3 protein-coding genes and 1 pseudogene are annotated in these 2,721 nt (G+C 42.7%); 2 read left to right on the plus strand and 2 right to left on the minus strand.

The features are described 5' to 3' along the window. Positions 1–99 precede the first annotated feature (99 nt). Complete coding sequence (locus JC606_RS22920; protein ID WP_198779517.1) at positions 100–909, minus strand: Cof-type HAD-IIB family hydrolase; 810 nt, start codon at positions 907–909, stop codon at positions 100–102. A gap of 184 nt (positions 910–1,093) precedes the next feature. Between JC606_RS22920 and queE the strand changes: the two genes are divergently transcribed. Continuing rightward, complete coding sequence (gene queE / locus JC606_RS22925) at positions 1,094–1,762, plus strand: 7-carboxy-7-deazaguanine synthase QueE (protein ID WP_313956299.1); 669 nt, start codon at positions 1,094–1,096, stop codon at positions 1,760–1,762. 63 nt (positions 1,763–1,825) lie between these two features. After that, on the plus strand, positions 1,826–2,521 hold the full coding sequence (gene queC / locus JC606_RS22930) for a 7-cyano-7-deazaguanine synthase QueC (protein WP_137406485.1): 696 nt from the start codon (positions 1,826–1,828) through the stop codon (positions 2,519–2,521). On the opposite strand, the pseudogene JC606_RS22935 reads toward queC, so the two are convergent. Beyond that, a pseudogene (locus tag JC606_RS22935) lies at positions 2,481–2,666 on the minus strand (GGDEF domain-containing protein); the annotation flags it as partial. The gene queC and the pseudogene JC606_RS22935 overlap by 41 nt on opposite strands. Positions 2,667–2,721: the final 55 nt, after the last annotated feature.

Raw genomic sequence — 2,721 nt, forward strand, 5'->3', positions numbered from 1 at the left:
ATAGTTCAAAAAAAATCCCCAAGCGTGGCTTAGGGATTTGTGTATAAGAGACAGGTGCATTGCACAGCCTTTTTAATGTCTACGATACCAGTCGAATGATTACGAGTTAAAGATAAACTTTTCAATCGCAACCGCTACGCCATGATTGTCGTTGCTTGCTGTGATGTGATCTGCCAGTTTCTTGGTTTCTTCCATTGCGTTGTCCATTGCAATGCCCAGACCCGCGTATTCCAGCATATGGTGGTCATTTTCAGCGTCGCCCATACAGATTACTTCTTCGGCTTTAATGCCTAAGTGTTTGGCAATGGCTTCAATACCAACACCTTTGTTCGAGTTCGGATTTAGGAACTCTAAGAAAAAAGGTGCGCTCTGAACAATAGTAAACTGATTCTTAAGCTGTTGTGGCAATTTACTGATGATGTCTGTCAGTTTCGTTGGCTCAGCAACAATCATGGTTTTAATTATTTCGTGGTCGTCTTCCAACTGAGAAAAATCGAATTCGGTAATATCTAAGCCGTTAATGCGCGCCTCAATGCCGGTGTATTCGTTGTTCTCTGGTGTAATTAAACCATGAACTTTGCTGAATGCATGGACATAGCCACCAAGCTGTTCGGCAAGTGCAGCGATTTCTTTTGCTGCTTTACCATTACTGATCTCGCTATGAATGATCTCTTTTGTTGATACATTCTGAACCATAGAGCCATTGTAGAAGAGTACAAAGTCATCCTCGCCGTTAATTGAAAGCTCATCGAGTTTGCTTTGCATGCCTTCTAAAGGGCGGCCAGAAGCCAGAACGACTTTCACACCCGCAGCGCGAGCTTTAGCAATTGCGTCTTTGTTCTCTTGAGAAATCACTTTGTCACTGTTGAGAAGTGTACCGTCCATATCAAGAGCAATCAGTTTGTACATGCTGTTCCTTACTAAAAATTAAAAGCTAACGAAATCTAACGGGCGAAAGGATAAGGGAACTTGAAACTTCAGGCTAGGGCTTTGATCAACTGATTTATCAGTACTCATTTGTTTGACCAAAAGGGGTAAGTGCTTTAAGGTCTGCGGTTGATTAATTTCATCAAATGATTGAGCTGAGGGAAAGTTGTACAAGATTAACGAAATGTTTGAAACCATCCAGGGTGAGGGCGTGTTTACTGGCGTTCCTGCTGTTTTTGTTCGTCTGCAAATTTGCCCTGTAGGCTGTTCTTGGTGTGATACCAAACAGACATGGGAAGCTTTGCCAGAAGACGAGACTAGCCTTGGTGATATCATGGTTAAGACAGAGGATTCACCGACTTGGTCTTCTATTGATGCTCAAGGAATCGTGAATGAATACATCAAGCAAGGTTACACTGCAAAACACATTGTGATTACAGGTGGTGAGCCATGTATTTATGATCTTGTCCCTCTTACTGAAGCATTTGAGAAACACGGCTGTCGCTGCCAAATTGAGACTAGCGGTACATCTGAAGTCAAAGCGACACCTGATACTTGGGTTACGGTGTCACCCAAGGTGGCAATGAAAGCGAAACTGGAAATCTTAGACAGCGCTTTACAGCGTGCGAACGAGATTAAGCACCCAGTAGGAACAAGTAAGGATATCGAGCAACTTGATGGTTTACTGGAACGAGCAGAAGTATCTGACGATACTGTGATTGCTCTACAACCAATTAGCCAAAAAGATCGTGCGACGAAGCTTTGTATTGATACCTGCATTGAGCGCAATTGGCGCTTATCAATTCAAACTCATAAGTACTTGAGCATCGCATAGTTTGTGACTTTGTAGAGTACTTACCCGTTGTAGAAAGCTCGTCAGTTTTAGGTAGGAATGGAAATGAAAAAAGCAGTAGTAGTATTTAGTGGTGGTCAAGACTCAACCACGTGTCTAGTTCAAGCATTAAAAGAGTATGATGAAGTTCATGCGATTACGTTTGACTATGGTCAGCGTCATAAACTCGAGATTGAAGTCGCTGAATCACTAGCTAAAGAGTTAGGCGTGAAAGCGCACAAAGTGATGGATGTGACTCTATTAAATGAGCTAGCTATCAGCTCTTTAACTCGTGACGATATTCCTGTTTCTCATGAACTGCAAGACAACGGTTTGCCAAACTCGTTTGTCCCAGGTCGTAACATTCTGTTCTTAACACTGGCTGGCATTTACGCGTACCAAATTGGCGCGGAAACGGTGATTACCGGTGTGTGTGAAACAGACTTTTCTGGTTACCCTGATTGTCGCAATGACTTTGTAAAAGCGATGAACACTGCGCTAGTTCAAGGTATGGATAAGCAGCTGGATATCAAAACGCCACTCATGTGGCTAAACAAGGCTGAAACTTGGGCCTTAGCTGATCAATACTCAGCACTTGAGCTTGTTCGTAGTAAAACCCTAACTTGTTACAACGGCATCATTGGTGATGGTTGTGGCGATTGTCCAGCGTGTGAATTACGTAAAGTCGGCCTTAATGATTACCTAGGTGACCGCGAAAGCATCATGGCTGAGTTGGTTCGCAAACAGGCTGAGAATAAATAACTTCTGGTAAATCAATAGGTTCGTTATAGGCATCGATGATGCAGTTTCGGCCGTTGCTCTTTGCTTGATACAACGCTTGATCAAGAACTGAATACAAGTCATCAAAGTCACTTAATGCGTTTGAGGTTGCTAAGTAAGCAAAACTCGGACCCTGTAAATAATTCTGTGTAACTGCTCTTGGTTACAAGTATTCAGTTAAT

Origin of the sequence: Vibrio sp. IB15 (genome assembly GCF_016406055.1) — a bacterium.
GTDB classification, from domain to species: Bacteria; Pseudomonadota; Gammaproteobacteria; order Enterobacterales; family Vibrionaceae; genus Vibrio; species Vibrio chagasii.